Source organism: Timonella sp. A28, assembly GCF_051200815.1.
GTDB lineage: Bacteria > Actinomycetota > Actinomycetes > Actinomycetales > Cellulomonadaceae > Timonella.
Genome location: NZ_CP195159.1, coordinates 1,811,380 through 1,837,926 on the forward strand (window position 1 = coordinate 1,811,380; position 26,547 = coordinate 1,837,926).

A 26,547-nucleotide genomic window follows, 5' to 3' on the forward strand; every position below is an offset into this window, starting at 1 on the left:
TGTTGCAAGCACCAGTTATCGAAAAATCCGCGATAAGCGCAGCCTAAAACCGCTTAATTCCGCGGCAGAAAGCCAATCTTTACACTTGATAACTTTTCTGCAACAACATAAAAAGCCTGCTCAACGCCCTAAGAAAATGAGAGACTAAAACTCCGTTCTCCTCTCGCAAGGACATCATGAGCCAGGCATACACACCCAAAAAATATGGTTTCACTCAAGTCGATGTTTTCGCTCATACAGCGCTAGGCGGCAATCCCCTCGCAGTTGTGCACAGCGCGCATGATCTCACTACAGAACAGATGCAAGCCTTCGCTAGGTGGACAAACCTGTCAGAAACAACGTTCCTGCTCCCACCCACCTCACCTGAAGCTGACTACAAAGTACGCATCTTCACCCCCTCACAAGAGTTCATTTTTGCGGGACACCCCACCCTCGGTTCGGCGTTTTCTTGGCTACATGCAGGTGGCACCCCGCGCAATGAGGGCGTGGTCGTCCAAGAATGTGGAATCGGGAACGTGTCAGTAAAAATTTCTGGAAACACACTTGCATTTGCTGCGCCTCCATTACAACGAAGCGGCACAGTAGCAGCAGACCTACTCGCCGATATTGCTACCGCATTGCGTATTACTCCAGACGACATCGTCGCCAGCAATTGGATCGACAACGGTCCCGGCTGGACCGGAGTGCTACTTCGTTCAGGCGCCGAAGTACTGAACTTCTCCCCCGATTTCGCTGCCATGGGTGACCTCAAACTTGCTGTAGCTGGCGCCTACCCGGCCAATAGCGCCGAAAAAGCATCCGGCATTGACTATGAGGTGCGCGCGCTCATCCCTGATGCGGGGCTCGGCGAAGACCCTGTTACGGGAAGCGCCAACGCAGGACTTGCGCAATGGCTTATCGCAGCAGGACACGCACCACGTGAATATGTTGCACGACAAGGCACTGTTATCGGCTATAACGGACGAGTTTTTATCTCCGCAGACGATGACAATATTTGGGTGGGTGGCACTGTTATCCCCACGATCACAGGCACCGTACACATCTAAACGTGCTGGTGAATCTTCACATGACCCATTCATGTTCGCCTAGCCCTTAACCGGCATCGGTGGGACGATGAACAACACATGAGATGGCAGTAACTGCACGAAAGGGCACACATGTCTGAAACAGTTCTACTGACTGGAGGAGCAGGTTTCATTGGCTCCCACCTTGCCGAGGAATACCTTTCTCGTGGCTATGAGGTCGTTGTTATTGATGATCTGTCCACCGGCAGAAAATCAAATCTAACGGGCATCTTGGATCACCCAAAGTTTGAGTTTTATGACTGGTCCATACTTGACGAAAACGCACTCGAGCGAATCTTTGCCGCTCACAAGCCGACACTCGTCAACCATCATGCTGCGCAAAAGTCTGTTCCTCAATCAGTGCATGACCCTTTCACCGACAACAAGTTGAATGTTGTTGGGCTACTCAACCTACTGAAACTGGCTGGCCAGTATGGTGTGCGCCGTTTTATTGCAGCATCCAGTGGTGGCGCGTTGGCCAAAGAAATTACGCATGACGGTGATCTTTCCGTAGAAACAGATCCGCCTTTGCTGGTGTCTCCGTATGCGATCACCAAGTTTTCTGGTGAGAAGTACTGCGAAATTTATGCGCAACTGCATGGCTTCGATTATGTGGGGTTGCGTTACGCAAACGTTTTTGGGCCTCGTCAGGTCGCTGAAGGTGACTGTGGTGTTATCCCAATCTTCGTGAACAATATGCAGGCCGGCAAAGACTCGACTCTTATGACGTACGACGACATGCCTCGCGGCTGCACTCGCGACTACATTTACGTTGGTGACGCGGTGGAGTTCAACATGCTTGCATCCACATGGGATTCACCCATCAGTGGGGTATTCAATCTTTCTTTGGAACGTGAATTCCCTATTGCGGATGTGTTTGATGCGCTTGAAGACGCTTTCGCGTCAGGAACTCAATTGCATAGGACTGGACCACGTGATGGCGATGTTCGCCGTTCAGTGCTCTCTAGCGAAAAAGCGTTTTCCACATTTTCATGGAAAGCTCATACGTCGCTGGAATCTGGCATAACCATATTGCGCGATTGGTATCTCGCCCAAAAATAGGCCTAAACGTGGAGGGTGCGCAGGCTTGTGGCCTGCGCACCCTCACGTTTTACTGTTCGCTCATGTCCTGCTCGCATTGCGTGTATTCAGGGCTTTCCACAAATTCTTGGTTTTCAAGATCAGTGCGGAAGTCAGATTCCGAATACCCGCGTTCGCGGTGACCTGAATCAACTAGACAGGTGACCATAAAATGCATGAAATTTATGTTCTTCGGATTGCTTTGAACCGCGTCATATAAAATATCCACCGGGTCTAAATGGTCGATCCTACAGGTTTCTTCTATCTGTGCGAGCTCTTGAAAGAGTTCTTCTTCGTTGCCGCGAGTGTCAACTGTTTTCCGCTCGCCTATTTCGTATTCCCCATTAGGGAGCAATTCAAAGGTGTATCCGTACCCTTCGAGACAGTTGCCGTAATACCCAAAGACTTCTTCTCGTTCAGCCTCTGTGATTGTGTAGTCTGACAGGACTTCTCGCACGAGTTCGTTTGAGGTGGTTTCCATTCCCTGATCAAACTCTGCCGCATACGGGTTGGCTGTGTCTGGTTCTGAGGCATTACAGCTTGCGAGGACACCGCACATCAATACTGCGCCCACCGTATAAGAAACTCGTGAATACGACCATGACATGAGATTCTTCCTGTTTCTAGAATGAGCGCCACAGAGTGTGTTTACTTGCATGTCGCATATAGCTTCCACTCTTCATCGTGGATGCTGCGCGAGCAGTCTCTGACCGCTTTCCCCACTTAGCAAATAAGTATCGAATGTCTCCGCGGGTGTTCCGATATTGAGTCGATGCTTGGGCTTCTCTACAGTTTGTGGTTGCCCGCGTAAATGTGGAGGTTTTATAACCCGTCATCGTGCATGTCGAGTTAATCTTTATCGTTTTTGCTTGTGCTGGAGTAAACGTCATGCTCACAAGCAGGACGCCTACCAGTGTTGCTATTGTGATTTTCCCTTTCACGGGTATCTCCATCTGTTTATGCGCATTTTGACATGTATCAGCGATTAAAGATGTATCGCCGATACAGTCGATACTTTCAGCATCAGCCACACGCGTCGACTGATATGCCTATGGAGAACACACCATGCAAAAACATTGATTTTACATGCAATTAGTGCATATGGATTTTTAGCTAGGAAAAAGTCACTCCGGCCGTAACAAAAACCGGCTAAAGACGCCACCAACTAGGCACGATGTGCGATGCGGACCGTCATGCGAGCTAAGTTCACCATCGCGGCATCAAGGAAAGTCCCGTCCGCAAGCACAACAGTGCCAGAACCGATCTCTTGGGCCTGCGCAACCGACTCAATCACCTGTTGCGCATGCTCAACTTCAGCCGCAGTTGGCGAAAACACCTCATGAATGGTCTCCAACTGCCGCGGATGGATCGCGGTGCGACCAAGCAAACCCAGCGCTTTTCCGGCAATACATGAATCCCGCAACCCATCTAGATCAGACACCGACGCGTACACGGCCATAGACGGCGGCTGCACACCAGCAGCATGAGATGCATACACAATCCGCGAGCGCGCATACTCCAAGCCTCGCTCACCGGAAACACCAAGCTCTGAACGCAAATCGGCTTCGCCTAATCCCATCCCTGCGATGCGTGGATGGCAGGTAGCGAGTTCGTATGCGCGTTCCACCCCTAGAGCGGTTTCGAGCAGCAAAAATATGTTCCGCTCCCCCACCGTTTTAGCGATGTCGGTGACTTGTGTTGCAGATTCTACTTTTGCGACCCGCACGCCAACGCATGATGGAAGGTCTGCGACAAGCGCCGCATCGTCAAGGCACCATGGTGTTCCGTGGGCGTTAATCCGCACTTGTATTGAAACTGGCGGTAGTCCGCCGTGTGGTTCGTATCCGTGCTCGCTGAACTCGTTTTCTTGCCAAGCAAAGAATTCGCGCAGTTGGGTGCGTGCGTGTTCTTTCTTCGATGCGGCCACTGCGTCTTCGAGGTCGAAGATCACGGCGTGAGCGCCACTGTTTAACGCTTTTAAGAAACGTTCTGGGCGGTCTGCTGGCGCATACAACAACGACAATGGAATCGTCATCGCACTGCGCCGCCCTCGCGAAGTTGCTGTACTTCGTCGGCAGAATACCCTAACTCGTCGAGCAGGTGGTGTGTGTCGTGGCCTGGTGAGCGGCCTGAAAACCTGATTGTGTGTTCGTTGTTGGGGTTGCTTGACAGCCTAAAGAGTGGCCCTTGCATTGCCATGCGACCCAAATCTGGGTCATCAACGTATCTGATGGTTCCTAGTGCATGGAATTGGGGGTCGTTGACGATGTCTTCGGGTTCGTAAATCGCGGCGATAGCGGCCTGTGCTTCTTCGAACGCTGTGACGACTTCGTCGCGGTTGCGTTGGGCGATCCATGCACCAACTGCTTCGTCTAACTCGTCGGCGTGCTGTGCGCGTTGCGCCCCGGACGCAAACCACGGTTGGTCGATAAAGTCGGGACGGCCCACGAGTGTGACAACGCGTTCTGCAATGGATTGCGCCGACGTTGATACGGCAACCCACTTACCGTCAGCTGTCTTGTACGTGTTACGGGGGGCGTTATTTGCTGACCGGTTTCCTGTGCGTGGCTGGGCGTCACGCAGTTGATCCCAGCGCGTTATTTGTGGGCCGAGCATGCCAAGCATCGGCTCCACAATAGCCATGTCGACGACCTGCCCCTTGCCCTGCTGTGGGCCGTCCGTGTTACGGGCATGCAGTGCGGCCATAATCGCGTATGCCGTCGCAAGAGAAGCGATACCGTCAGCTAACCCGAACGGAGGCAACGTTGGTGGCCCGTCGGGTTCTCCCGTTGAAGCAGCAAACCCACTCATCGCTTCCGCTAACGTGCCAAACCCTGGCCGACGACGATACGGCCCTACCTGACCAAAACCTGTCACCCGCGCCATCACAAGCCTAGGGTTCACGGCAGACAACACGTCATACCCGATCCCCCACTTTTCTAACGTGTCAGGCCGAAAGTTCTCAATCAGCACGTCCGCTTGTGCAACAAGACGCTTCAGCACGTCTTGCCCGTCAGGCGAATGCAAATCGATTTGGATGGTTTCTTTGTTACGGCCAAGGGTTTTCCACCACAAGTTATGTCCGTCTTTTGCGGCTCCGTGACCGCGCGAAGGATCAGGGCGCACCGTGTGTTCGACTTTAATAACCCGGGCACCCGCATCACCTAAATGCATGGCCGCCATCGGCCCTGCGAACAGGGTAGACACGTCCAACACGACAAGACCATCTAAAGGCAGAACCCGTGACGTGCTCATTGTGTTTCCTCCTGCGCCCCAGAAACATCCCACGCACACCTAAACCCAATATGTGCGCTACGAGAAAGCCCAAACCCAGGAATTAAAAACTTTGCCGCAAACTCAGGGGAACGACGACCACCATCGAAATACCAATGCGATTCCGTAGCAACATAATCCATTCCGCCCTTCAAAAAGCTAAACCGCGAGCGCCCATCTGTGTGCTCTGATTCGGTAAGGTTCCAGACGGCGGGTTCACGACGATCAAAAAGCTCACTGCTGGTGGCCTGCTGTGCTGCGAGCTGCCATTCGTCCTCCGAGGGGAGTCTCCCTCCAGCCCACGCACAATAGGCACGCGCATCATCTAACGTCACGTGTGTGACAGGTTGATCTTCAGTGCCAGCAACAGGTGCACCATAGGGGCTTTGCGTCGAGGTGGTGTCCCAATGCTGCACAAAACGTTGCGGATGCTGCGGCTCATAGTGTGTGGCCTGCAAGAAATCGAAGAACTGTTTATTACTCACTTCTAAAGTTGCAACCTCCACAGGAGCTTCAACGGTGATATCGCGTTGCAACGTGCGTATATCGTGGAGGCGCGGCGGCAACGGCTTCCACTCATTCACGTATGGGGCGCCTTGATACATGCCTGTTTCGCGCATACGGTATTCGACAGTGAGGTGGTGTTCCCCCTGAGGAACACGAATCGCAGGCTCAGTGTGCGTGACCTGCCGCGGAGTAACTGATGGAACGATTCGTCGAGCTACCCGATGGCTGAACTGCGCGTTCGAGGTCCACTGCACGTGAGCCACCTTGTTGTACACCGCTGTAGCGCGCTCCCTGTGCGAGTGGGTAACCCGCACTACTCCACCAATCGAATGCGCTGGAACATGCACGGTGTCGTATGGTCCAGCAAGAGGCTGCCCTGTAGCAAGGTCAAACCATGCATTTTCGCTAGTGACAGGTAAAGGATCACCAGCGTCCTGGTCATATGCGTGCTCATCTAACAGCGCGCCCACATAATCTGATGTTCCCCGATTAACAGCCGTCCACAATGTGACATCTGGGGTGTGGAAACGCGACGCAAAAACTTTCGCGTCCTGTGCGCCGTCAGCAAGTGGCGCCAACGGCATCCAGTCACTCGCCACAAACTCTGAAGAAAAACCACGCAGGGTTGGCAGCATACGCTGCAACGTTGCCGCATCGCGCCGGTTCCACCCCACCCACACGCCAAAGACAACCTCCCACGCCATCAACCCCACACCGTTCAACCATGCAGACTGCAACTCTTCACTATGGTCACGGTTCCAACGACGAATATGATGCTGCATGTGCCGGCGCTCAAACCAACGTGCACGCAACACACCCGGAATCTCAGAATCAGCGAACCACTGCGCCCACGACAACGAATGATCAGTGACACGAGTAAGCGGAGCTTTGATTCCCCCTCCAACGCAATACCCGGGCGAGCCTCCTCCAAAGCAGCAACAAACTGCGGGTTAGCTTCCTTCATCGTGTCTAAGAAAATTCCATCAGCCTCATATTCTTTAATAAGGCGCGCCAACTCAACCCTGTCCTCGCCACTACGACGAGTCTCCGTATCCCACGGATTGTAATCAACAAAAACCCGGACACTTTGGGCATGAAAATAGTCAATTAAGTCTTTTAATCCGGGCACATCACGGTAATAATCCCACTGGTTACGGTCATCAATACCAATAATCGGGTACGCATGCCACAACACCACACCATCAAACCCACCCAAGCGTTCTTGCGCGTCAGCCAACAATTTTTCCGGCGTAAACCGCATATGTTGGGCGTCATACAACAGTTCATCCCACAGCCACACTTGCGCAACCGTGTAACACCCCTGAGCCCACTGCGCTTCAGGCCGCTCATACATAGCGCCGTTATAGTTCAGGCGCTCGCGGGCTTCAGTACGCCATTGATCAATGCGTGCCCGCCAAGTTGGCCATTGTGTTTTGTCTGTTGGCGGTATGAATATTTTGACGTCGTCGAGGATGGAAAGGTCAGCTTCTTGTTCTAGTGGAACGGCTGTTGGCATGTCGATGGGGCGGGGAACGAGGGGGTTAAAACCGTTGTGCATTGCTATCTTCCACCAAAGTGTTGGTCCCATAGGGTGAGGGTTGCTGCGCGGTGTGGGACCGATGCTTGCGCTCCCTTGTGTTGTACTGCGAGTGCGGCAGCGCTGCTGGCGCGTTGCATGGCAGTGAGTGTGGTTTCGCCGTGTGCGAGTTCTGCAGCGAACACGCCACAGAAGGTGTCTCCTGCTGCGGTTGTGTCTACGGCTGTAACTGGTAAAGCAGGTACGTGTAGTGGTTCGTGTGTGCGTCCGTGTAGTTGACTTCCAGCACTACCGAGCGTCACGAGTACCTGTGGCACTTTTGTTAAGAGCCGTTCAATCGTCTGGCTCATGGGTGTGCCTGGCGGAGATTGCGCCATAATCAGCGCTTCGTGTTCGTTCACGACGAGAATGTCGATGTGCTTCCACAGTTCTTCGGGCAGCGGGATCGCTGGTGCCGCGTTGAGCACGAAGGTGGTGTGCGGTCCGCGGTGTTGTGCTGCGGCTGCAACAGCCTGTGGTGGCACTTCAAGTTGTGCGAGGATAACCTGCGCGCTGTTCAGAACGCGCTGTGCTTCAGGTGTGGGCGCGTCGACGAGGGCGTTTGCTCCAGGTACAACAACAATTGAGTTTTCTGCAGTGTCAGCCACAGTGATGAGTGCCGTTCCTGACGGTCCATCAACATGTTCAATGTGCTGTGTGGACACTCCAGCTTCCGCCAACGAAGCACGCAGGTTTTGCCCGTCTGAGTCGCGCCCTAACGCGCCAATCATAAAGGTGTGTGCGTTTCCGGCGCGTGCCGCCGCAACGGCTTGATTCGCGCCTTTTCCGCCACCGTTACGGATGAGGTCGTGCCCTAAAACGGTTTCCCCTGGGGCTGGTGATCGTTCCACAAAAGCCGTGATGTCCATGTTGATGGATCCAAATACGGCCACAGTGCCACTCATGCGTGCTCACCTGTTTCATGATGGCGTGCCGCGTGCGCAATGGTTTGAGAAATGAGGTCGTCAAAGCGTCGAGGGGAACCACCAGGTATAGAGGTAACTACTTGCCCGTTGAGTGGTGCCACCCACTTGTGTGGAAGGTTTTCACTACCGAGCAGCCCGCCAACGATGCCGCCAACTGTGGCGCCGATAGAGTCCGTGTCCCATCCGGCAGCCACGGCAGCAGTAATCGCTTTTTGATAGTCGCCGCGGCTGTGAGTGAGAGCGAAAGCTCCAGCAGCCGCATTATTGAGGGTGTGTACCCAATGCAAGTGCCCGTATTGTGCGTGGATTCGGTCTAAACCTGCGGCAAGGTCTGCTTCTTCTCGTCCTACACGCGCACCAAAACGCACCGCCTGAGCCATCTGACTGTCCTGTGGAATAACAGACAAACTCAACTCCAACACGTGTTCAATGCTGTCGAATATGTCGTGTGGTTGAGGTGAACTCACGGGTACTGATACGGCGGCAGAGGCAGCTGCGGCAGCCCACATCTCTCCATAAATTCCATTACGCGTGTGAGAAAGACGAGCGTCCGTCCACGCCTGCCGTGCTGCATGACGAACCTGGCCTGGGTTCACCCAACCAAAAACGTCCCCGCGAATCAGAGCGCCAATCCACTCACGGAACGGATTCAGGTGTGTGGCAGTTTCGGGTGCAGATCTCGCGTCTAGGATGTTGCGGTAGGCTGCACGTTCAGCAGTAAAGACTCGTCCACCTGGAAGATTATTGAGCCATGCGGTGGCGATGTCTTCCGTCGTAAAATCATGTCCGTATTCGGCGACTACTGCAAGCCCCAGAATGGGGAAATTCATGTCGTCGTCTTCGGGCATGCACACGATGTTTTCAACAAGTGACGTGGGCGCACTGCGCCGGTTCCATGGCCACTTGTGTGCTATTTCTTGCGGCAAGCCCACCGCAGTGAAATATCCATCAAGTGGCCAATTTCCTGTAGCACGTGCGATTGCTTCGATGCCTGTCCGTGGAATTTTTTCCACGGGTTTACCCAGTAGGCATCCTGCGGCGCGACCAAGCCAAGCGCCTGCTACTCGCGTCCGAAACTCACTACTCGCCACATCAGGAACGGCGGTTGGCCGCGCTGATGGCGCTAAAGCGAGGATTTGTTCGAACTCGTTTGGCTCATGCTCGTGAGATGCCGGTGGCAGAGCATCAAGTTCTGTCAGTAACTCACGTGCTAAAAGCCGCACCGATTGCGTAGCAGGTACCGGACCGGCACCAGACACTGGAGGTTCGAGTTGCCCGCCAGCTTGTGTCCAACGAGCCTCAATGTTCCGTAAGGCTTGTTCGTTTTTCCCCTCGGCACGCGATTGCACTATCTCGTGCGGTACGAGGTCTTCTGGTTGCGCCCACGTCAGTCTCATCGTCATTCACCCAATAGTTGTGCTGTTACGTGTGCCTCTGCGCGGGTGCGCTCAAGGTCATCGGAAAGAATTGTGCGTGTAACTGTGTATAGAGAATCGGCTACTGGGCCAATGCTTATTTTGGATGCTTGTTCAACGGTCTGTATCCATTCTTGCGGGATGACAGGTGTGCCGCCCAGTGCTGCACAGATTGAGCCTGCCATGGTGGCGATGGAATCTGCGTCGCGCCCGTAGTTTGTTGCCCCGAGTACGGAAGCAACAAAATCGCCTTGGTGCGCGAGCACCAATCCGAGTGCAACCGGCAGTTCTTCAATGGATTTAGTGCGTGATGCCCTGCGCGCGTCCATTGCTGGCTCACGGTAGGTTTCTCCCACCGTGTCGAAGGGGCGGATTCCGTCTCGTAGGCGACGGTTTAATTCGGTTTGATCGGTGACGACTCCATCTTTTCGAGCCTGTTCTACAACGTCAAGCATGGCTTCTAGTGCCGCACGAGTTCCGTCGTGTGCGAGCTCTAGGCAAGTGTTAAAGATGGTTTGGGCTGTCGCTTCTGGTTGTAGTGCGGCTGCTACTGCGGCTGCGAAAATACCTGCGGCCTCACGCCCATATGACCATTGGTGGGTTCCTGCTAGGTCCAGGCCTTCTAGGTACGCTGCACGCGGGTTCCCTGCGTTGACGATACCAACTGGTGCCATATACATTGCGGCACCGCAATTCACAATGTTGCCGACGCCTGCTTCACGTGGGTCTTGGTGTCCGTAATGCAGTTTGGCGACAATCCACTTTTCGGCAAGGAATACGCGCTGCAAGAGGGTCGCTTCAGCATCAAATTCTGGTACCCAACGAATTTCGTTCATCATTTTTGGGACGAGGTACGTTGCAATGTCGTAAGCATCTAGGTGACGTTGTGCTTGTGCATACACTTCTACGAGTGCGTGGGTCATCAACGTGTCATCGGTGATGTGTCCGTCGCCTTTGTAGTAGGGGGCGATGGGGCGTGCGGTTTTCCAGTTTTCGTAGAAGGGCCCAACGATTCCTGTGACGGGGCCATTGTGACGTTCTTGGATTTGCTCAGGGGACCATCCTTCGATTGCCCCGCCGAGCGCATCACCAACAGCGGCACCTTGTAGGACTGCATGGATTCGGTCTTCTAGCCAGTTCACGTATCTCTCCAACATATTTCTTTTGCGTCACGGGGTGTGGTGGCCGCTGACGCGGCCACCACTGTCTAGGGTTAGCGGGAAACTTGTTCCCAGCCGGTGTTTAGTTCTGCACCTAATTGGTTGAGGTCAATTTCTTGGGCGAGAAACTTTTGGAAGTTCGGGGTGGCCACTGTTTCTTTCCATTGGGTGTATTTGTTGACGAACAAGAATGGCGCTGAGGTGAGGTTTTGGCCTGACTTCAGGGTCATGTCCCAGCCGTCTTTTCCTTGGGTTTCTGTGGCGATAATGTCGCGGGCGGACTTTGATGCGGGGATGAGCGCGTCAGCTTTGTTAAGTTTGGCGACGTTCTCACCTGAGGTGAAGAACATGATGAACTCTGCTGCTGCGTCTACGTGCGCTGAATCGATGTTGACGGACAGCGTTTGTGGGTTTGCTGCTTGGTTGGCAGATACTGTTCCTTCAAGCGGTGGCAGGACGATCCAGTCGATGTCTGCTGGAGCGTCTTTGACCATGTTTGCTGCTTGGTACGACCCTTGTACGGTCATTGCTGCTTTTCCGCCGTAGAAGGTTGCAAGCACTTCGGAACCTGATTGGGTGAGTGAGATTGGGTCGATTGACTTGTCGTCAAACGCCATTTCTCCTACGCGCTTTGGAACTTCTAGTTCTCCTGCATCAACTTTGAAAGTGACGTCGTCTCCGGTGCCGCTGAAGTAGGTGCCGTCAAACCCTAGGCCTAAGCTCATGAATGCTGCGGTTGGGTTTTTGAGGCCCCACGCTAAACCGTAGTGGTCTGAGTTGGTTGTCTTTTTAGCGATGTCGCGGAGTTGATCCCAGGTCATAGTGTCCCCTGTTGGGATTTCTACACCTGCGTCTTCAAGGATTTTCTTGTTTGCGAAAGCCATGTAGGACTGCATTTCGGTGGGGACCGCAATGATTTTTCCGTCAACGGTTACCGAGTCCCATACGCCTTGGTCAACGTCGTTTTTTACCTCGTCGGTGATGTGTTCGCTCAGGTCGGCAATGTATCCGTCGGCTGCAAAAGGGATGATGCTTGCGGTTTCGTAGTGGATGATGTCTGGTGCGGCATCGCCGTTGAATTGGGTGACGAGTTTGTCGTATACGCCGTCCCAACCGGCAGGAACAATTTCTACCTGACGATCTGGGTTGGCGGTGTTCCATGCGGCAACGATTTCTTCTGTTGCTGCGATTGCGCCGGGCTGGTCAGACAATGACTGGAAGGTCATTGTGAATGGTTCGTTTGAATCTGAGCCGCTGTTATCGTCGCCGCCTGAGCAGGCTGCGAGGAGGAGCGTTGATGCGGCTATGAGTCCGACGGCACCTTTGACACGGAACTTCATGTTCTTTTCCTTTCGGGGGTGTTTTTCTTGAGAGACGACGAGTGCGTTAACCCTTGACAGCACCGGCCATAAGACCGCTTGCGAGTCGTCGTTGTAGGAGTGCAAAGAAGATGATGCTTGGGATGGTGGCGAGTACTGCACCTGCGGCGAGTGGGCCTAGTGCAACTTTTCCTTCACCGCCGACAAACATTTTTAGGGTGATAGGTAGCGTGTAGTTGTCTGGTGATTGGATCAGCACGAGAGCGAAGAAGAACTCGTTCCATGCTGAGACGAATGCAAACATTGCTGTTGCGATGATTCCTGGTTTCAGCAGCGGAAAGACGATTGTTGCGAGGACTTTTATTCGTCCGGCGCCGTCCATTGCGCCAGCTTCTTCAAGCTCGACGGGAATGCTTTGGACATAGCCTTGGAGCATCCACAGCGCAAACGGCATGGTGTATGTGGTGTAGACGAGGATCAGACCCCACAGGTTGTCGACGAGTCCTACTGCTTTGAGGATGAGGAACAACGGGATGATGATCAGGATGACTGGGAACACTTGGCTTACAAGAATCCAACCGGTTCCTGCGGCACGTATTTTTCCGCGGAATCGCGCTAATGCGTATGCGCCGGGCAGGGACACAAAAATCACGAGGATTGTTGTGAACACTGCAACGAAGATGGAGTTCCCTGCAGACCTGATGAGTCCTTGTTTTTGTAATGCGTCGCTAAAGTTTTGAAAGTGGAATTCTTGCGGGATGAGGTTCACACTCAGGGAGTTGAGTTCTCCTGAGGATTTCATTGAGGCGGAGATCAGCCAGAGTAGCGGAAAGCCGAGGAAGATGAGGTAGCAGCCGAGCGCAATATATTGCAGTACTCGAATGAATCGTTGCTGCGGGTTGAGTCGCGGTTTGTTTTCGCGGAGTACGGGTGTCGGGTTCAAGGTTGTGGTGCTCATTTGATTTTGTCTCCCTTGAACTGGGTCCACAAGTAAACAGCGAGTAGTGCCACGACAACGAGCACGAGGACGTCACCCATGGCTGCCGCGTATCCGAGGTTTCTGTTTTTGAATGCTTCTATGTAGGTGAAGAGCATGGGGAGCATCGTTTTTCCGCCGGGCCCACCTTCGGTCATCACGTACACGAGACCGAATGAGTTGAAGTTCCAGATGAAGTTCAACGAGGTGATTGACGCGATGATGGGTTTGAGGCTTGGCATGGTGATGCTGCGGAATTTGAGCCACGCGTTTGCGCCATCCATTTCGGCTGCTTCGTTGAGTTCTGCGGGTATTTGTTGCATTCCGGCGAGCAGCGTGATTGTGGTTTGCGGCATGCCCACCCATACTCCGACGACGATTACTGCTGGGAGTGCGGTAGAGAAATCACCGAGCCAGTTGATGTTGTCGGGTAGCCCTAAAGATCCGAGTACCGCGTTGAGGGGTCCTGATGTGGGTGAGTAGATCATTTTCCACATGATTGCGACGACAACTGGTGGCATTGCCCAGGGCAGTAGTGCGAGGAGTCTTGTGAGCCCTTGGAATTTCAGGTTGGAGTTGAGCAGTAGGGCGAGGCCCATTCCTGCCAGCAGTTGTAGTGCTGTGACGGAGAATGCCCAGATCATTCCGATGCGGAATGAATCCCAAAAGTAGGTGTCTGAGAGTAGCCGGGTAAAGTTGTCGAAGCCAACAAATTGTGCGTCATGGTTACGTTTCAGTGTGGAGTCTGTAAACGCCATGAATATGCCGATGAGCAGCGGCGCCATCGAGAAGATGATGACTGGAATAAGCGACGGAATCACCAGCATGATCGCTTCGCGGCGTTGTGCTTTTCCGATGCCGCGGCGCTGTGGTTTTCGCGTGTGCGGCTCGTGTGCCTTGTCGTTGACCTCGGCTGCCGACGACGTTGTCAGCTCGTTGGTACTCATTACTTTTCCTCTACGCGTTGTCCGTTGCGGGAGTGGACTGGATTGTTGATGCTCGTACGGTGAGCTGTGGGCTTACTGAGTGGTGGCTCGCAGTTTTTCCTGGTTCTTCGATGCGTTCGAGGAGGAGTTTTGCGGCGAGTCGGCCTCGTTCTTGGGAGCCAAGGTTGACGGAGGTTACGGGCGGGTTGAATGTGTTCGCGAATTCGGTGTCGTCGATGCCGATGACTTGGATGTCTTCGGGCACGGAGAGTCCGCGCTGCACGACGGCTCGGATGACGCCCATTGCGAGCAGGTCGTTTGCTGCCACGATTGCGTCGAGTTGTGTGCCTTGTTGTTGGGCGTTGTCGAGGAGTTCGAGTGCCGCGGCTATGCCGTCGCTGACGGTGAAGGTGTGTGCGACTGTTTGGTGAGGGCTGTCGGGAACGACGTTGTTGAATCCTCGTTGACGGGCACGCCCAGGGGTTGTATCGAGGGGGCCATTGACGAATCCGATTGTTGTTGATCCGTGGCGTTTAAGGTGTTCCACTGCGAGTTCGACGCCTCGTGCCGAGTCAGTTTTGATGGTGTCTACATGTGCGCTGGGACCGAATGCACCGATGACGACGACTGGCACTGGCGACTCTTCAATTGCGGTTGTGAGCTCGGTGGTGATGCGTAGGGGGCTGATGATGAGCCCGTCTGCGAAGCCTCGTTTGAGGTCTTGCAGGATTTCGATGGTTTCTTGTGGGGTGTTTCCTGTTCCAGATACGAAGAGGCGTACACCGTGTTGGGAGAGTTCTGCTTCTATCGCTCGGAGCATTTCAACGTAGACGGGGTTTCCGATGTCGTCTACTGCGAATGCGATTTGCAGTTTTCGGCCAAATTTTAGTGATCGCGCGGTTGCGTCTGGCACGTATCCGAGTTCTTGTGCGGCTTGGCGCACTTTTTCGGTGGTCTTTTTTCCTGCGCCTTGTCCGCTCAGCGCGCGGGACGCTGATGCGAGGGATACCCCTGCGTGTTGTGCGACGTGCACAAGTGTTGGCCGGTCTGCCATGAGAACTCCTCCCCTCGTCGTTGAGGTCTGAGTGAGCAAATTGGAAACGTTTCCAATTTGATTTCTCAAACTCTCTCACTCAATTAGAAATCTGTCAACGGGTAAGTTGTACGAGCTGTTGTGAACATAAAAAAGCTCAGCACCACGCCTTCGCGTAGTGCTGAGCAGTAAAACGCAGGTGAACCTAGCGTTCTTTGAAATACTTGAATAAGTGTTTTTCACGCGTGAAAAGCACTCCAAGTTGCGTGCCACCAAGAAGACCCACAACACCTGAAACGACGATCCGAGCCCCCACCAACCACGGCTCCCACATCGTCAACGGATTGTCATATATGGAAACAAAAACAAGCAACGAAAAGGCAGGAACCAGCGTCATTATCGCTATAATGCTTGTTTCAATCAGGACTTGCCACGACATCATGACACGTGGAACTTGAGCATGCAAAGCAGCCGAAAGCTCAAGGCGGCGCGTGCGAATCAGCACGAACCCTAAAACAATTCCTATGGCACACGTCACATAGGCGCTTAAGGCGGTGACCCGCTCGCTGAGAGCACCCACAGCATCAAAGTTTTTTCCAAGACTGTAATTCAGTTGTCCTTGATTAGGTTTATTGTCCTTATCAACGATAGGTAAAAGTGCGGTACGCAAGTAGTTTGCAGTTTCTACCGAAGGCGGCCACACTTCTGCCCAGCACGCATCAAAAACACCATCAGCCGGGACTTGAGCTAAAACAGAGTTGCCGAGTTGGCGATCGCGTCCGTCATCCGGATACGCGTAAGACCCGGCAACTTGCGTGGTTCCTTGTGCAGTAACAAGAGTAGAGCCCTCACCCACCGATAACGTGTGTGCGAGAGTGTCTGGAAGCCACACTCCAGAACCTTTACCAGCCTGCTCACTGAGTACCGCAGCAAAGCCGGGAGTCACTTCATACGTCATAAATTCGTTTGCTGGCAGCACATTAATGTGTGTGCTTTTCGCTCCACGCAATGCCCCAGATGCGCGTATTCCCTGCACTTGGTTTAACGCCTCACAACGGGCCCCATCAATAGCACCTGCAGCTGAAAGAACCTGCACAGTAGCACCGCTTTCGCGGAAAGTTTGCACCTGTTGAAAAACAGCAATCATTGCCCGCGTATCAATGACTGCGAGCCCACCAAAAACAAGAAGCGACACCACAACAGCGGTGACTGTTTTACTGGTTCCACTTACGAGATTTCGCCACGCTTCAGAGAACACTGACCTCATTTTCATGTCAGCGCCTCCACCTGTTGATAATTAGCCAGGTCAATAACTCGTGTACAAGCATCGCGGGTGTGTTGGTCGTGCGTCGCAACAACCACAATCGAATTGTCTTGAGCGATACCTGCCAGCACGTTATTCACCGTTGTGGCTGTGGCAAGGTCCAATTGTGCTGTTGGCTCGTCGACAAGAAGCAGATCTGGAGCTAACGCAACAGCGCGCGCAAGCATAAGACGTTGAGCTTCTCCCCCAGATAGCGCTTTGAACTCTCGGTAAGCCACATGGTCGAGGTTAAACCGATCCATGATTGCGTGCGCTTTCTCTTCCGCTTTAGTACGCGTGTGCCCTTGGGCAAGAAGAGGAAGCACAACATGATCAATAGCAAACCTGCGAGCAACCCCATGCGGGTTTTGGAAAACCCAGCCAACATGGTTAATCTCTGCACGCTCAATAGCACCCTGCGATGGGGCCACCCATCCCGCTATAAGGCTCAACAACGTCGATTTGCCTGAGCCAGAAGGCCCCACCAAAGCGACAACTTCACCTGGCTTCATAGTGTCGGTGAGATGTGTAAATAAGTGAGCATGACCGGGAAAAGCATGCCCTACCTCACGTAAATGTAATGCGTGTTCCTTAGGCATCTGTGTATGAGTCCTTTGCCATCAAGAACATGCTGGCGCGTTATCCGCGGGCGCTATTTCAACGTTTTTCGGGGTTTTATTTTCGGCAAACGCCACCAAACTATTACCCAGTGAGGACGACACGATCGTCACGGATTGAGGCTGCCCGTCCGCAAGAATGCACGCGGTTTTCCCACTAACGTTATATAAAGTTCCAGGTGGGACGGCACCTGTTTGCAAAGGTTCAACAAGTTCCGTTTTAAGAGTGATGTCGTCTTCGCCGTTGCTGCGCTGCCAACCTATATATTCATCGCTTTTTTGAATGGCTTTGAGGAACTCACGGTCTTTAACCACACCATTATCTTTGATAGCAGCAGTAAAATCTTGAAAAGTGAGTTGCCGTTGAGCAGCCTCAGCGTCGAGGCTCACGTTTTCTACATCGCCAGTGCCACCCGACACATCTAAAGCAGCATCTTCTGCGGTTGCACTCGCAGCTTCTACAACCCGCAAACTCGATAGCCCGCCAGAGACTGTGACAAGACCGTCAGCTGGCACTTCAGCACCTAATCCAGCGTCACACGATTTCACCATGTCTTGCTGGTTTGGCAGCCACATAACTGCTGAAATGTTTAAGTCTCCGCTTGGTTTTTCAACACCAATTTTCTTTTGCAGGTCTTTTATCGCGGCGCGAGTAACATACCCGTATTCTCCATCTGGGGAAATCGTGTAGCCCAGCCGTTTCAGTTCTTTTTGCAGTGCAAGAACATCTTTCCCTTTCACACCGCGAGTTAAATCCCGCCACAGCGGGGTCTTGGTGTGGATGGATAGCAGCGGGGTGTCGTTGATCGTAAAGATGCTTGTGCCGGACTTTATGGGAGTGCCTGCGTCGCAGTCAGTATCAGTTATTTGCCCGTTAGCTTTGGTGCGGAGTTTCACTTCTTTTGTTACCGTCGGCTTCACTTTAACGCTTTGCTCGTCAGTGAATTCTCTATACGACACAGGAAAAGTTTCAGCAGTGTCGTTCGTTGTAAAAGCAGCAGGTGTTTGCTCTGGCGCAATAAGTACACCAACGCCCACTCCTGACAGCAGCAGAAGCGAACCCGTAAGAATTATTGCCGGAATTTTAATATGGGATTTTCGTGGTCGAGTCACTGTTGACGTGAGCTTTCTCTCGAGAAGGAACGAGCCTAGATACAGAATTAGACGTACGAAAAACTATTCTTTAGGGTTCTCCGAGCAAGCTTGGACTTCGGGGAGTTCCGCAAACTCTTGAGATTCGAGGTCCTTGAAGTACTGTTCTGCGGTATAGCCTTGCTGACGAATTTCGGCACGTACCAAACAATCAGCAATCCATTGAAATTCATTTTCGTTATCTGGATTATTACGAACAGCAAAATATAGCCATGGGATACTTCCCAAAGTATCTTCATCACATCTATTTATATTTTCTTCATCTATAGCAGCCTTTTCTTGTGCTGCTGTAGGATCTTTAGGCTCTATACCGACGTTGATTCGATATCCTCCGGAATTTTCTGGATCCAATAAGAATTCATAACCATGCCCAGCTAAACATGAAGAAAAAAAATTAAAAGCCTCATCATATTCCGCGTCAGTCACCTTGTTGTCTGCAAGAACATCACGCTCAAAATCAGTTTTTGCATCCTGCTTAGCTTGTTCAAACTCAGCAATGTAAGGAATTTTTTGTTCAGGAACTTCACTGCACCCAACAAGAGAAAAAACACCTATTATAAATAACCATTTAAATTTCAAGAAACACGCATCTCTTTTCATTGCAGACAACAAATTTGGGTTAGCAGAAAAGGCTGCTAACCCAACTCCATACACATCTACGCGTCATACCATAGACGTGTTGTGGATGGTTTCCCACTGCTTTTCTGCTTCATCCAACTCGGAACTTTTTTCGTGACTGAAGTCTTACCTGGATCCCCATGTACATATTCTCTGGTTCCCGCTGCAGTCACGTATGTTGTACGCGCTCTTGCCCATGCACAGTCCGTGGCGGTACTTGTGTACGCCGAGTGTGAGGTTATAAGCATTCCGCAGTTGCCAAAATTAACCGTTCGCGCCTGCGCAGGCACAACCGTGCCTGCGACCAAAACTATAGCCGCCGCCAAAACGGCATAAATCCTTTTTTTCACTTCAAACTCCTCATAAAATTACTTATTGGACTTGAAAACAGTAAAATCGGACAAAGATTTTTGCAACAGCTATCTCACATATTAGTCATAATAATTATGGATTGGACTGCCGAACGTTAAGCATCTTCGAACAAACGCGTCCACAGCCAGCACTTTTAGGCGACTACGCGGAAAACCTGACAACAAGATGTCGAATTTGGATCTTTAGTGCGATATCAGCATGTAAGACTAACTACCGATTTAAACACTGCGCTCTAGTAATATCCGGCAGGCTTTTCGCTAAAATTTGAAAGCTTCGCGAATATACGATCAGCGCAAGAAAGACGAACGCACTTTCATAATGAGTTTGTGCATCTCAGGGTTAACGGCCTTGTTCACCCGAACCTTCGCGTCTTCTTCTGTAAAACCGTCACGTACAAGCTCTAAAATTTGTTGAGTTTTCGCCTGATTGAACGATTCCACAAGCCGCGTAATCACAACATCGGCAGCACGCAATTTTTCCAACTCAACATACTCTTCAACCGACTCATGCAACACAAGTTCTGCATGCCCTACAGTGTCTTCGCCAATATCTGGAACGTTTGCGCGTACCGTACTTAAATCAATCAGAAGGACAGAATCCATATCAGCGATGCGCGGGTCAGCATCACGATGCAACGCCAAATCCACAACAACTTGGCGGCGCTGTGCGCCTTCCAAACCTGCTGCCTGTTCAGTCCGAGCCTGACGAGCAGCAACAATCGATGCCGCATCAAGCACGTAACTGACCGTAGAGTGTGGTTCTTCTTCACGTGCCGGAACCACTCCAAGAGTGTCGTCGACAATCAAGGATTTTCCTGCCCGACCTCCAGTGCCAGAGCAGCACAAAATCAAATCAGCGTCAGCAACACCTTCAGTCAGTTCAAAGACTGGAACAACCTGATGAGAATCAGCGAACGCTTCAGCCCTACCCGAGCCTGAATACACGGAAATGTCGCGGACACCATGAGCACGCAATGCAGCAACTGTTGCCCCCGCATACGCACCCGTGCCCACAACGAGAGCGGAAACACTTCCCCAGTCAGGCAAAGTAGGTTCCGCAAGTTTCAAAGCAACAGACACAACAGAACGCCCGTCAGCTGACAGTTGGGTTTGCGAAGCAATGTTTTTAGACGTGCGTAAGGCCCGTTGGAATAGTCGCTCTAGGCTTCCTGTCGTCACTTGATCGGCGTGGGCTGACTGCAAAGATTTGCGTACTTGACCAGCAATTTCACGTTCACCGACAACAAGCGAATCTAACCCCGAAGCGACCTTAAACAAGTGAGTGACGACGTCTTCACCAGTGCGTACCGTGAAGGCGTGCCGCGCCCGTGCAGGCTCCACGTTTGCCGCATACGAAATAAGTTGCGCAACCCCTGAAACAGCATGCTCAACGTATTTGTCGTCGGGGCGTTCAAGGGAATGCGCGCTAGAGTCGAGGTCCACATCAAGGTACACCTCGAACCGGTTACACGTAGAGAGCACCACGGAACCGTTGATTCGCGCGCAATCCGTCACGATGGATTTCCCCATTGCGTGGGTGCCACGAGTCAATTGCTCTAATGACTCGAGATCCAATTCGTGGTGGCTTGCTGTCATAGAAATTAATGCCACAGCAACTCGATTTAACCATTTTCAGGTTGGAAAGGCAGAATCATTGTGTGACTCTTTCTTCTGCGCATCCGTTAATTTCTGGTAAAACCCAAAGCAGCGCGTTTATTCGTGCACTTCAAGGTGAGCAACCTGACACTATTCCTGTGTGGTTTATGCGTCAAGCTGGACGTTCTCTTCCGGAATATAGGGAGGTCCGTGAAGGCATTGGCATGCTCGACTCGTGCCTGCGTCCACCTTTAGCTGCCGAGATCACTTTGCAGCCTGTGCGTCGTCACAACGTGGATGCAGCGATCTTCTTCTCTGACATCGTTATCCCCCTACGTTTAGCGGGAGTCGACGTCGACATTGTTCCCGGGGTTGGCCCTGTTTTAGGTACGGCTGTCACCTCTGAAGCTGACATTGAGCGGCTAGAGCAACTGTCGCTTAGCGACGAAGCGCTTGCCCCCATTCGTGAAGCGATCTCGTTGATTGTTGCCGAACTAGCCGAACGCGGAGATGGATCTACTCCACTTATCGGTTTTGCTGGCGCACCGTTCACTCTGGCCGCATACATGGTTGAGGGTAAGCCGTCACGCGACCATTTGGCAGCCCGCGGCATGATGGTTGGGCAGCCTGAGCTGTGGCAGCGTCTTATGACATGGTGTTCTCAGGTCACTGGTGAGTTTTTGCGGGCACAAATTCTTGCCGGCGCATCTGCGTCGCAATTGTTTGATTCGTGGGCGGGTTCGCTCTCATTAGAGGCATATCAACGCCATGTTGCCCCTGCGTCAGCAAATGTGTTTGCGCAGATCGCAGACCTCCCTGTACCGAAAATTCACTTTGGTACGGGAACGGGACACCTTTTGCAGGCAATGTATGGGGTTGGCGCTACCGCTGTCGGTGTTGATTACCGGACGCCTTTGAATGAGGCTAACCAGATTTTGGGTGGCGGGGTTCCGCTGCAAGGGAACATCGATCCTGCATATTTGACTGCTCCGTGGGATATTTTGGAGGGGCACGTTCGTGATGTTGTTGAACGTGGCCGTACCGCCCCTGGTCATGTTGTAAACCTCGGCCATGGTGTGCCGCCAACGACTGACCCTACTGTTTTGACCCGCGTAGTGGAGCTGATCCACTCGCTGTAATTTGTGTTGCTTCTCGTTCTGGAGTTGTTGTGAACACCGCTTTTGATGTGTCTGAGTCTGTTTTGCCTGCGCAACACCGCGCTGATGTTGTTGTGGTTGGTGCAGGTATTTCTGGCTTGGTTGCCGCGTATCGCCTGCTCCAGAACGGTGTTGTTCCGCTTGTTGTTGAGGCTTCAGGTTCTGCTGGGGGCTTTTTAGCTCCGTTGCATGTGACGGATGCTGCCGGTGAGGTGCACGAGTTTGATGCGGGTGCTGAGTCTTTCTCTACGCGGTCTTCTATCGTGTGGGATTTGGTCACAGAACTTGGGCTTGAGACTGTAAAGCCGTCGCCTGCCGGTGCTTGGTGTTTCCCCTCTGTTGGGCAGCCTTTTCCGCTGCCTAAAGCTGGTGTTTTAGGTATTCCTAGCGAGTGGGATTCTCCTGATTTGCTTGAGGTTTTGGGCGCTGAAGGTGTTGAACGAGGGCGCGCTGACGAGTGGATGAACACGAGTGTTGGTGACCGGTCAAACTTGGCTGCGTTTGTTGCTAGCCGTATGGGTCATCAGGTTGTTGACAAGCTTGTTGGGCCGATTGCTGGTGGCGTGCATTCCACCACTCCAGACAAACTTGATGTCACTGCCATTCACCCTAATTTTTGGAAGATTTTTGAAGAGGCTGGATCGCTTTCTGGTGCGGTAGCGCGGATTCGTGCGGCCGCTCCAGCCGGCAGTGGTGTGCTTGGCATTAAGGGCGGTCTACATCGCATTATTAGTGCTCTTGTGGAACGCATTTCTGCTGGTGGTGGCCGTTTTATGTACAACTGTGCGGTTACTTCTTTGGCTCGGGTAGACGACGAGTGGCGCATCAACATTGACCCTGCTGAGGGGGTTGCGTCGCAGCTTGCAACGTCGAGGGTGGTTCTTGCTACGCCAGCGCAAGCCGCATTGGGGCTCCTTGAATCATGTGACATCGTTTCCGCTGACGAGGTGCAGCAGGCTCCTGCTGGTACGGACATTTCGCTGGTTACTCTTGTGGTTGACTGCGCAGATTTGGCGCGCACTCCTTCACGTGGAACTGGTGCTTTGATCGCTCCGGGTGGTGCTATCCGCGCGAAGGGATCAACGCACGCGAATGTGAAGTGGCAGTGGATTGCTGACGATCTTGCACACGGCAGCTTTGGCGCAAATCCGCATGTCATCAGGTTTTCGTATGGTCGTCATGGTGATCAAAGTGTTCCGTCTCGTGACGAGTTGGATGCTTTTGCTCGTCGTGATTTTGAGTTGATTTATGGGCCGTTTGAGCCTGACGCTTTTGAAATTGTGCAGGTTCATACTGTGTTGTGGCCTGCTGCTTTGCCTCCGGTGACGCCTCAGTTGAAGGCGCTTTCTGCGCAGGTTGTTGCGCGTGTTAAGGATCTTCCCGGTTGTGTGATTACGGGTTCGTGGATTTCTGGCACTGGGTTGGCGGCAACTATTCCGCATGCGGATTCGGTTATTAAAGAAATCCTTTAGTGACGTTTGTTCATATTCTTTTTTGACTGCCTGTCAGATAATTGTTTCGTGCCCGTTCTTTGAAAAACTGGCATTGCTTATCGCATTCATCACGATAATTTTTTGCACCCCAATGCGCATTAATTAAGAAGACAAACTGTCACTTCAAGTTCACATTCCTGTGCAGTCAAAAATCTCACTCTGTGACCATCTCTTCAGCAATCAATGAAACAATGACGAGGTGGTCATAAACACTTTGCGCATCGGAACTCGCGGCTCGGCCCTTGCCCTCGCCCAATCAGGGGCTACTGCACAATTGCTCAGCCAAGCTTCAGGTATCGAAACCGAACTTGTTGTCATCAAAACTGATGGGGATGTTCTCACCGGTTCTCTTGCCAACATGGGCGGCACTGGCGTGTTTGTAACAGCCATCCGCGATGCGCTGCTCCGTGGTGATGTTGATGTCGCAATCCACTCGCTCAAAGACCTGCCCACGGCGCCTCAAGAAGGCACAATCATCATCACTCCAGAGCGAGAAAACCCTCAAGATGCGTTGTGTTCTCGTCACGGAGAAACACTGAGCATGCTCCCCCACAATGCAACCGTTGGAACTGGGTCACCGCGCCGGGCCGCACAACTCGTCGCGCAGCGCCCCGACCTTCATGTCGTCGACATTCGAGGAAACGTTGACACAAGGCTTGCACGTGCAGGGCTTTCTACCGCCGACAAGCCAGACATCCCCAACGACCTTGATGCCGTTGTCTTAGCCGCGGCAGGATTACGTAGGCTTGGCCGCGCTCACGCCATCTCTGAATACATGCCCCTTTCGACGATGCTTCCGGCACCTGGCCAAGGTGCTTTAGCTATAGAGATACGTGCTTCACTTAAAGACGAGAACCCCAGCTTATTTGCGGCTCTCGGTTCTCTACACCACAAACCAACTTTCCTTGCGGTTACCGCAGAACGTGCGCTGCTTCGTCATCTTGAAGCGGGATGTGCCGCTCCGGTAGGTGCGTATGCGCAGGTAAACGATGGGCGCATGCATGTGCAAGCGATCGCTTTAGACCCGCGTTCCCCTCATGTTCCGCCAGCAGAACGCAAACCTGCTGTGCTAGGTGAAGTGCACGAAGCTGTATCTACAGTCGACGATGCACAACGTGTCGGCATTACTCTCGCGGAATCACTGTTAGCTCGGGGCGCTTCGGAGTTTTTGAATGTGTGAGACTGGCTCGCACCTAGCCGGTACAACGACGCTCGTTCTGCGCCCTGCCGATCGTGCCGCGTCCCTTATCGACGCAATACACGCTGCGGGTGGGCAAGCAATCTGCGCTCCTTTGATCACTCGCGCTGCACTTAACGACGACGAGCGAGACGTCCTTGACCGCGCCATCGCAGAGGTCCACACCTATGCGTGGGTGGCGATCACGTCCGTGAACGCAGTCTCCGAAATCATTTCATCGTGTGCCCGCATGTTCCCTGACGTTCCGCTTGCAGACGTTGCTGCCCGCACTAAGTGGGCAACCGTCGGTCCGGCGACAACTCGCGCACTCGAAGCGCACGGCATTATTGTCGACTTTGAAGCATCAGAAAATTCAGCAGCGGGGATGCTTGCCGCATGGCCGCAACACCCTGCTAGCGGCACAGTCTTGCTGCCTTTGGGAAACCTAGCCAGCACACAGTTAGAAGATGGTTTGCTGGAGCGTGGTTTCCACACTACACGTGTCACCGCTTACACAACTATTTCCCACCCTGCGCCACTCACGGCGTTACAGGCGTGGAATGCTGGAGACGTCGATGCTGTCATCATGACTTCAGGCAGTGGGGTGCGCGAATTCGTGCACCAGTTTGACCCACTCTCAACGGGTCGAGAGGATCCTCGGCCCCTCATCATTACTATTGGTGAACCTACAGCTCGAGTGGCGAACGCTATGGGTTTGAGCGTAGATGTTATTGCCAAGACTGCAACCAACCGCGGACTTTTCGATGCCTTGAACCGCGGATTTTCCCTTGTGGAGGAGAACTAATGGATCGCCCACGTCGTCTCAGAGTTACGCCAGCTATGCGAGCGCTAGTGAGTGAAACTCGGATCGCTCCAGAGAATCTTGTGTTGCCGCTCTTTGTGAAGGAGGGGGCAACGGAGCCTGTTGCGATTTCGTCTATGCCTGGGGTTGTGCAGCATACGGAGGAGTCGCTGGCGGGTGCGGTCCGTGAGGCTGCAGCGTTGGGTTTGGGTGGGGTCATGTTGTTTGGGGTTCCCCGCACGCGTGATGAGTCTGGCTCGGGGGCTTTGGACCCTGAGGGCATCCTTAATCGTGCTATTCGTATTGCTGTTGATGCTGCTGCGGGTGGCACGGTTGTTATGGCGGATGTGTGTTTGGACGAGTTTACGTCTCACGGGCATTGTGGCGTGTTGGCTGCTGACGGGCACGTGGATAATGATGCGACGAACCAGTTGTATCGTGCGATGGCGGTGGCGCAGGCGCGTGCTGGTGTTCAGGTTGTGGCTCCGTCGGGCATGATGGATGGTCAGGTCGCTGAGATTCGTGATGCGTTGGATGAGGCTGGTTTTCCTGAGGTGTCTGTTCTTGCGTATTCGGCTAAGTATGCGTCAGCGTTTTTTGGGCCGTTTCGTGAGGCTGTTGAGTCTCAGCTTGAGGGTGATAGGCGCACGTATCAGATGGATCCGGCTAACCGTCGTGAGGGTGTGCGTGAAGCCGAGTTGGATGTCCTTGAGGGTGCGGACATGGTGATGGTGAAGCCTGCTATGAGTTATCTTGATGTGCTTCGTGAGGTTGCGGATCGTTCTCCGGTTCCTGTTGCTGCGTATCAGGTTTCTGGTGAGTACGCGATGATTGAGGCTGCTGCTGCTCAGGGTTGGATTGATCGTGAGGCGGCTATTGTGGAGTCGCTGGTCAGTATTAAGCGTGCTGGTGCTGACGTGATTTTGACGTATTGGGCTGCTGAGGTTGCACGGTTGCTTACTGTTTCGCGTTGATGGGTTTTGTTAACGCACGTTCATGTTTTCTG

The 26,547-nt window shown here is 52.8% G+C and carries 24 protein-coding genes; 7 read left to right on the forward strand and 17 right to left on the reverse strand.

Annotated elements, in window-relative coordinates; genetic code table 11:
• Positions 1-176: 176 nt before the first annotated feature.
• Positions 177-1,046, forward strand: a complete 870-nt coding sequence (locus tag ACR9EC_RS08595) for a PhzF family phenazine biosynthesis protein (protein ID WP_435298819.1) — start codon at positions 177-179, stop codon at positions 1,044-1,046.
• A gap of 111 nt (positions 1,047-1,157) precedes the next feature.
• Entirely contained in the window at positions 1,158-2,126 is a 969-nt protein-coding gene (locus tag ACR9EC_RS08600) for an NAD-dependent epimerase/dehydratase family protein (protein WP_435298820.1), read from the forward strand.
• 49 nt (positions 2,127-2,175) lie between these two features.
• Here ACR9EC_RS08600 and ACR9EC_RS08605 read toward each other — a convergent pair whose 3' ends face one another.
• The 17 genes from ACR9EC_RS08605 to ACR9EC_RS08685 all read right to left on the reverse strand — a co-directional run bounded on the left by ACR9EC_RS08605 (position 2,176) and on the right by ACR9EC_RS08685 (position 20,927).
• The gene (locus ACR9EC_RS08605; RefSeq protein ID WP_435298821.1) at positions 2,176-2,751 is read right to left on the reverse strand and encodes a hypothetical protein; all 576 of its coding nucleotides are present in this window, start codon (positions 2,749-2,751) and stop codon (positions 2,176-2,178) included.
• A 558-nt stretch (positions 2,752-3,309) separates the two neighbouring features.
• Positions 3,310-4,179 carry an HpcH/HpaI aldolase/citrate lyase family protein gene (locus ACR9EC_RS08610; protein WP_435298822.1) on the reverse strand — a complete coding sequence of 290 codons (870 nt, stop codon included), beginning with the start codon at positions 4,177-4,179 and terminating at the stop codon, positions 3,310-3,312.
• Complete coding sequence (locus ACR9EC_RS08615; protein WP_435298823.1) at positions 4,176-5,399, reverse strand: CaiB/BaiF CoA transferase family protein; 1,224 nt, start codon at positions 5,397-5,399, stop codon at positions 4,176-4,178. The genes ACR9EC_RS08610 and ACR9EC_RS08615 overlap by 4 nt, the downstream gene beginning before the upstream one ends.
• Complete coding sequence (locus ACR9EC_RS08620) at positions 5,396-6,706, reverse strand: SUMF1/EgtB/PvdO family nonheme iron enzyme (protein WP_435298824.1); 1,311 nt, start codon at positions 6,704-6,706, stop codon at positions 5,396-5,398. The genes ACR9EC_RS08615 and ACR9EC_RS08620 overlap by 4 nt, the downstream gene beginning before the upstream one ends.
• Positions 6,643-7,512: a hypothetical protein gene (locus tag ACR9EC_RS08625; protein WP_435298825.1), complete on the reverse strand. Its 870-nt coding sequence runs from the start codon at positions 7,510-7,512 to the stop codon at positions 6,643-6,645. The genes ACR9EC_RS08620 and ACR9EC_RS08625 overlap by 64 nt, the downstream gene beginning before the upstream one ends.
• On the reverse strand, positions 7,485-8,405 hold the full coding sequence (locus tag ACR9EC_RS08630) for a ribokinase (protein WP_435298826.1): 921 nt from the start codon (positions 8,403-8,405) through the stop codon (positions 7,485-7,487). Before ACR9EC_RS08630 ends, ACR9EC_RS08625 begins: the two co-directional genes overlap by 28 nt.
• The gene (locus ACR9EC_RS08635) at positions 8,402-9,829 is read right to left on the reverse strand and encodes an ADP-ribosylglycohydrolase family protein (protein WP_435298827.1); all 1,428 of its coding nucleotides are present in this window, start codon (positions 9,827-9,829) and stop codon (positions 8,402-8,404) included. The genes ACR9EC_RS08630 and ACR9EC_RS08635 overlap by 4 nt, the downstream gene beginning before the upstream one ends.
• A complete protein-coding gene (locus ACR9EC_RS08640; protein WP_435298828.1) occupies positions 9,826-10,983 on the reverse strand; it encodes an ADP-ribosylglycohydrolase family protein in 1,158 nt (385 codons plus the stop codon). Before ACR9EC_RS08640 ends, ACR9EC_RS08635 begins: the two co-directional genes overlap by 4 nt.
• A 71-nt stretch (positions 10,984-11,054) precedes the next feature.
• Positions 11,055-12,341 (reverse strand): ABC transporter substrate-binding protein, encoded by a 1,287-nt coding sequence (locus ACR9EC_RS08645; RefSeq protein ID WP_435298829.1) that lies wholly within the window; start codon positions 12,339-12,341, stop codon positions 11,055-11,057.
• 46 nt (positions 12,342-12,387) lie between these two features.
• Positions 12,388-13,278 carry a carbohydrate ABC transporter permease gene (locus tag ACR9EC_RS08650; protein WP_435298830.1) on the reverse strand — a complete coding sequence of 297 codons (891 nt, stop codon included), beginning with the start codon at positions 13,276-13,278 and terminating at the stop codon, positions 12,388-12,390.
• On the reverse strand, positions 13,275-14,243 hold the full coding sequence (locus tag ACR9EC_RS08655) for a carbohydrate ABC transporter permease (protein ID WP_435298831.1): 969 nt from the start codon (positions 14,241-14,243) through the stop codon (positions 13,275-13,277). Before ACR9EC_RS08655 ends, ACR9EC_RS08650 begins: the two co-directional genes overlap by 4 nt.
• A gap of 10 nt (positions 14,244-14,253) precedes the next feature.
• Positions 14,254-15,276 (reverse strand): LacI family DNA-binding transcriptional regulator, encoded by a 1,023-nt coding sequence (locus ACR9EC_RS08660; protein ID WP_435298832.1) that lies wholly within the window; start codon positions 15,274-15,276, stop codon positions 14,254-14,256.
• 184 nt (positions 15,277-15,460) lie between these two features.
• Positions 15,461-16,528 carry a hypothetical protein gene (locus ACR9EC_RS08665; protein WP_435298833.1) on the reverse strand — a complete coding sequence of 356 codons (1,068 nt, stop codon included), beginning with the start codon at positions 16,526-16,528 and terminating at the stop codon, positions 15,461-15,463.
• Positions 16,525-17,157, reverse strand: a complete 633-nt coding sequence (locus ACR9EC_RS08670; RefSeq protein ID WP_435298834.1) for an ABC transporter ATP-binding protein — start codon at positions 17,155-17,157, stop codon at positions 16,525-16,527. The genes ACR9EC_RS08665 and ACR9EC_RS08670 overlap by 4 nt, the downstream gene beginning before the upstream one ends.
• A 21-nt stretch (positions 17,158-17,178) precedes the next feature.
• Positions 17,179-18,288, reverse strand: a complete 1,110-nt coding sequence (locus tag ACR9EC_RS08675) for a peptidoglycan-binding domain-containing protein (protein ID WP_435298835.1) — start codon at positions 18,286-18,288, stop codon at positions 17,179-17,181.
• Between the two features lie 63 nt (positions 18,289-18,351).
• Positions 18,352-18,981, reverse strand: coding sequence for a hypothetical protein (locus ACR9EC_RS08680; RefSeq protein WP_435298836.1), 630 nt, complete (start codon positions 18,979-18,981; stop codon positions 18,352-18,354).
• A gap of 623 nt (positions 18,982-19,604) precedes the next feature.
• Positions 19,605-20,927 carry a glutamyl-tRNA reductase gene (locus ACR9EC_RS08685; RefSeq protein ID WP_435298837.1) on the reverse strand — a complete coding sequence of 441 codons (1,323 nt, stop codon included), beginning with the start codon at positions 20,925-20,927 and terminating at the stop codon, positions 19,605-19,607.
• A gap of 47 nt (positions 20,928-20,974) precedes the next feature.
• On the opposite strand from ACR9EC_RS08685, the gene hemE reads away from it, so the two are divergent.
• From hemE to hemB, 5 genes are all read left to right on the forward strand, one after another.
• A complete protein-coding gene (gene hemE / locus ACR9EC_RS08690; RefSeq protein WP_435298838.1) occupies positions 20,975-22,051 on the forward strand; it encodes a uroporphyrinogen decarboxylase in 1,077 nt (358 codons plus the stop codon).
• Positions 22,052-22,080: 29 nt separating this feature from the next.
• Positions 22,081-23,541 (forward strand): protoporphyrinogen/coproporphyrinogen oxidase, encoded by a 1,461-nt coding sequence (locus ACR9EC_RS08695; protein ID WP_435298839.1) that lies wholly within the window; start codon positions 22,081-22,083, stop codon positions 23,539-23,541.
• Positions 23,542-23,761: 220 nt separating this feature from the next.
• Entirely contained in the window at positions 23,762-24,742 is a 981-nt protein-coding gene (gene hemC, locus ACR9EC_RS08700) for a hydroxymethylbilane synthase (RefSeq protein WP_435298840.1), read from the forward strand.
• Positions 24,735-25,544, forward strand: a complete 810-nt coding sequence (locus ACR9EC_RS08705) for a uroporphyrinogen-III synthase (RefSeq protein WP_435298841.1) — start codon at positions 24,735-24,737, stop codon at positions 25,542-25,544. Before hemC ends, ACR9EC_RS08705 begins: the two co-directional genes overlap by 8 nt.
• Positions 25,544-26,515, forward strand: a complete 972-nt coding sequence (gene hemB, locus ACR9EC_RS08710; RefSeq protein WP_435298842.1) for a porphobilinogen synthase — start codon at positions 25,544-25,546, stop codon at positions 26,513-26,515. The genes ACR9EC_RS08705 and hemB overlap by 1 nt, the downstream gene beginning before the upstream one ends.
• Positions 26,516-26,547 lie beyond the last annotated feature (32 nt).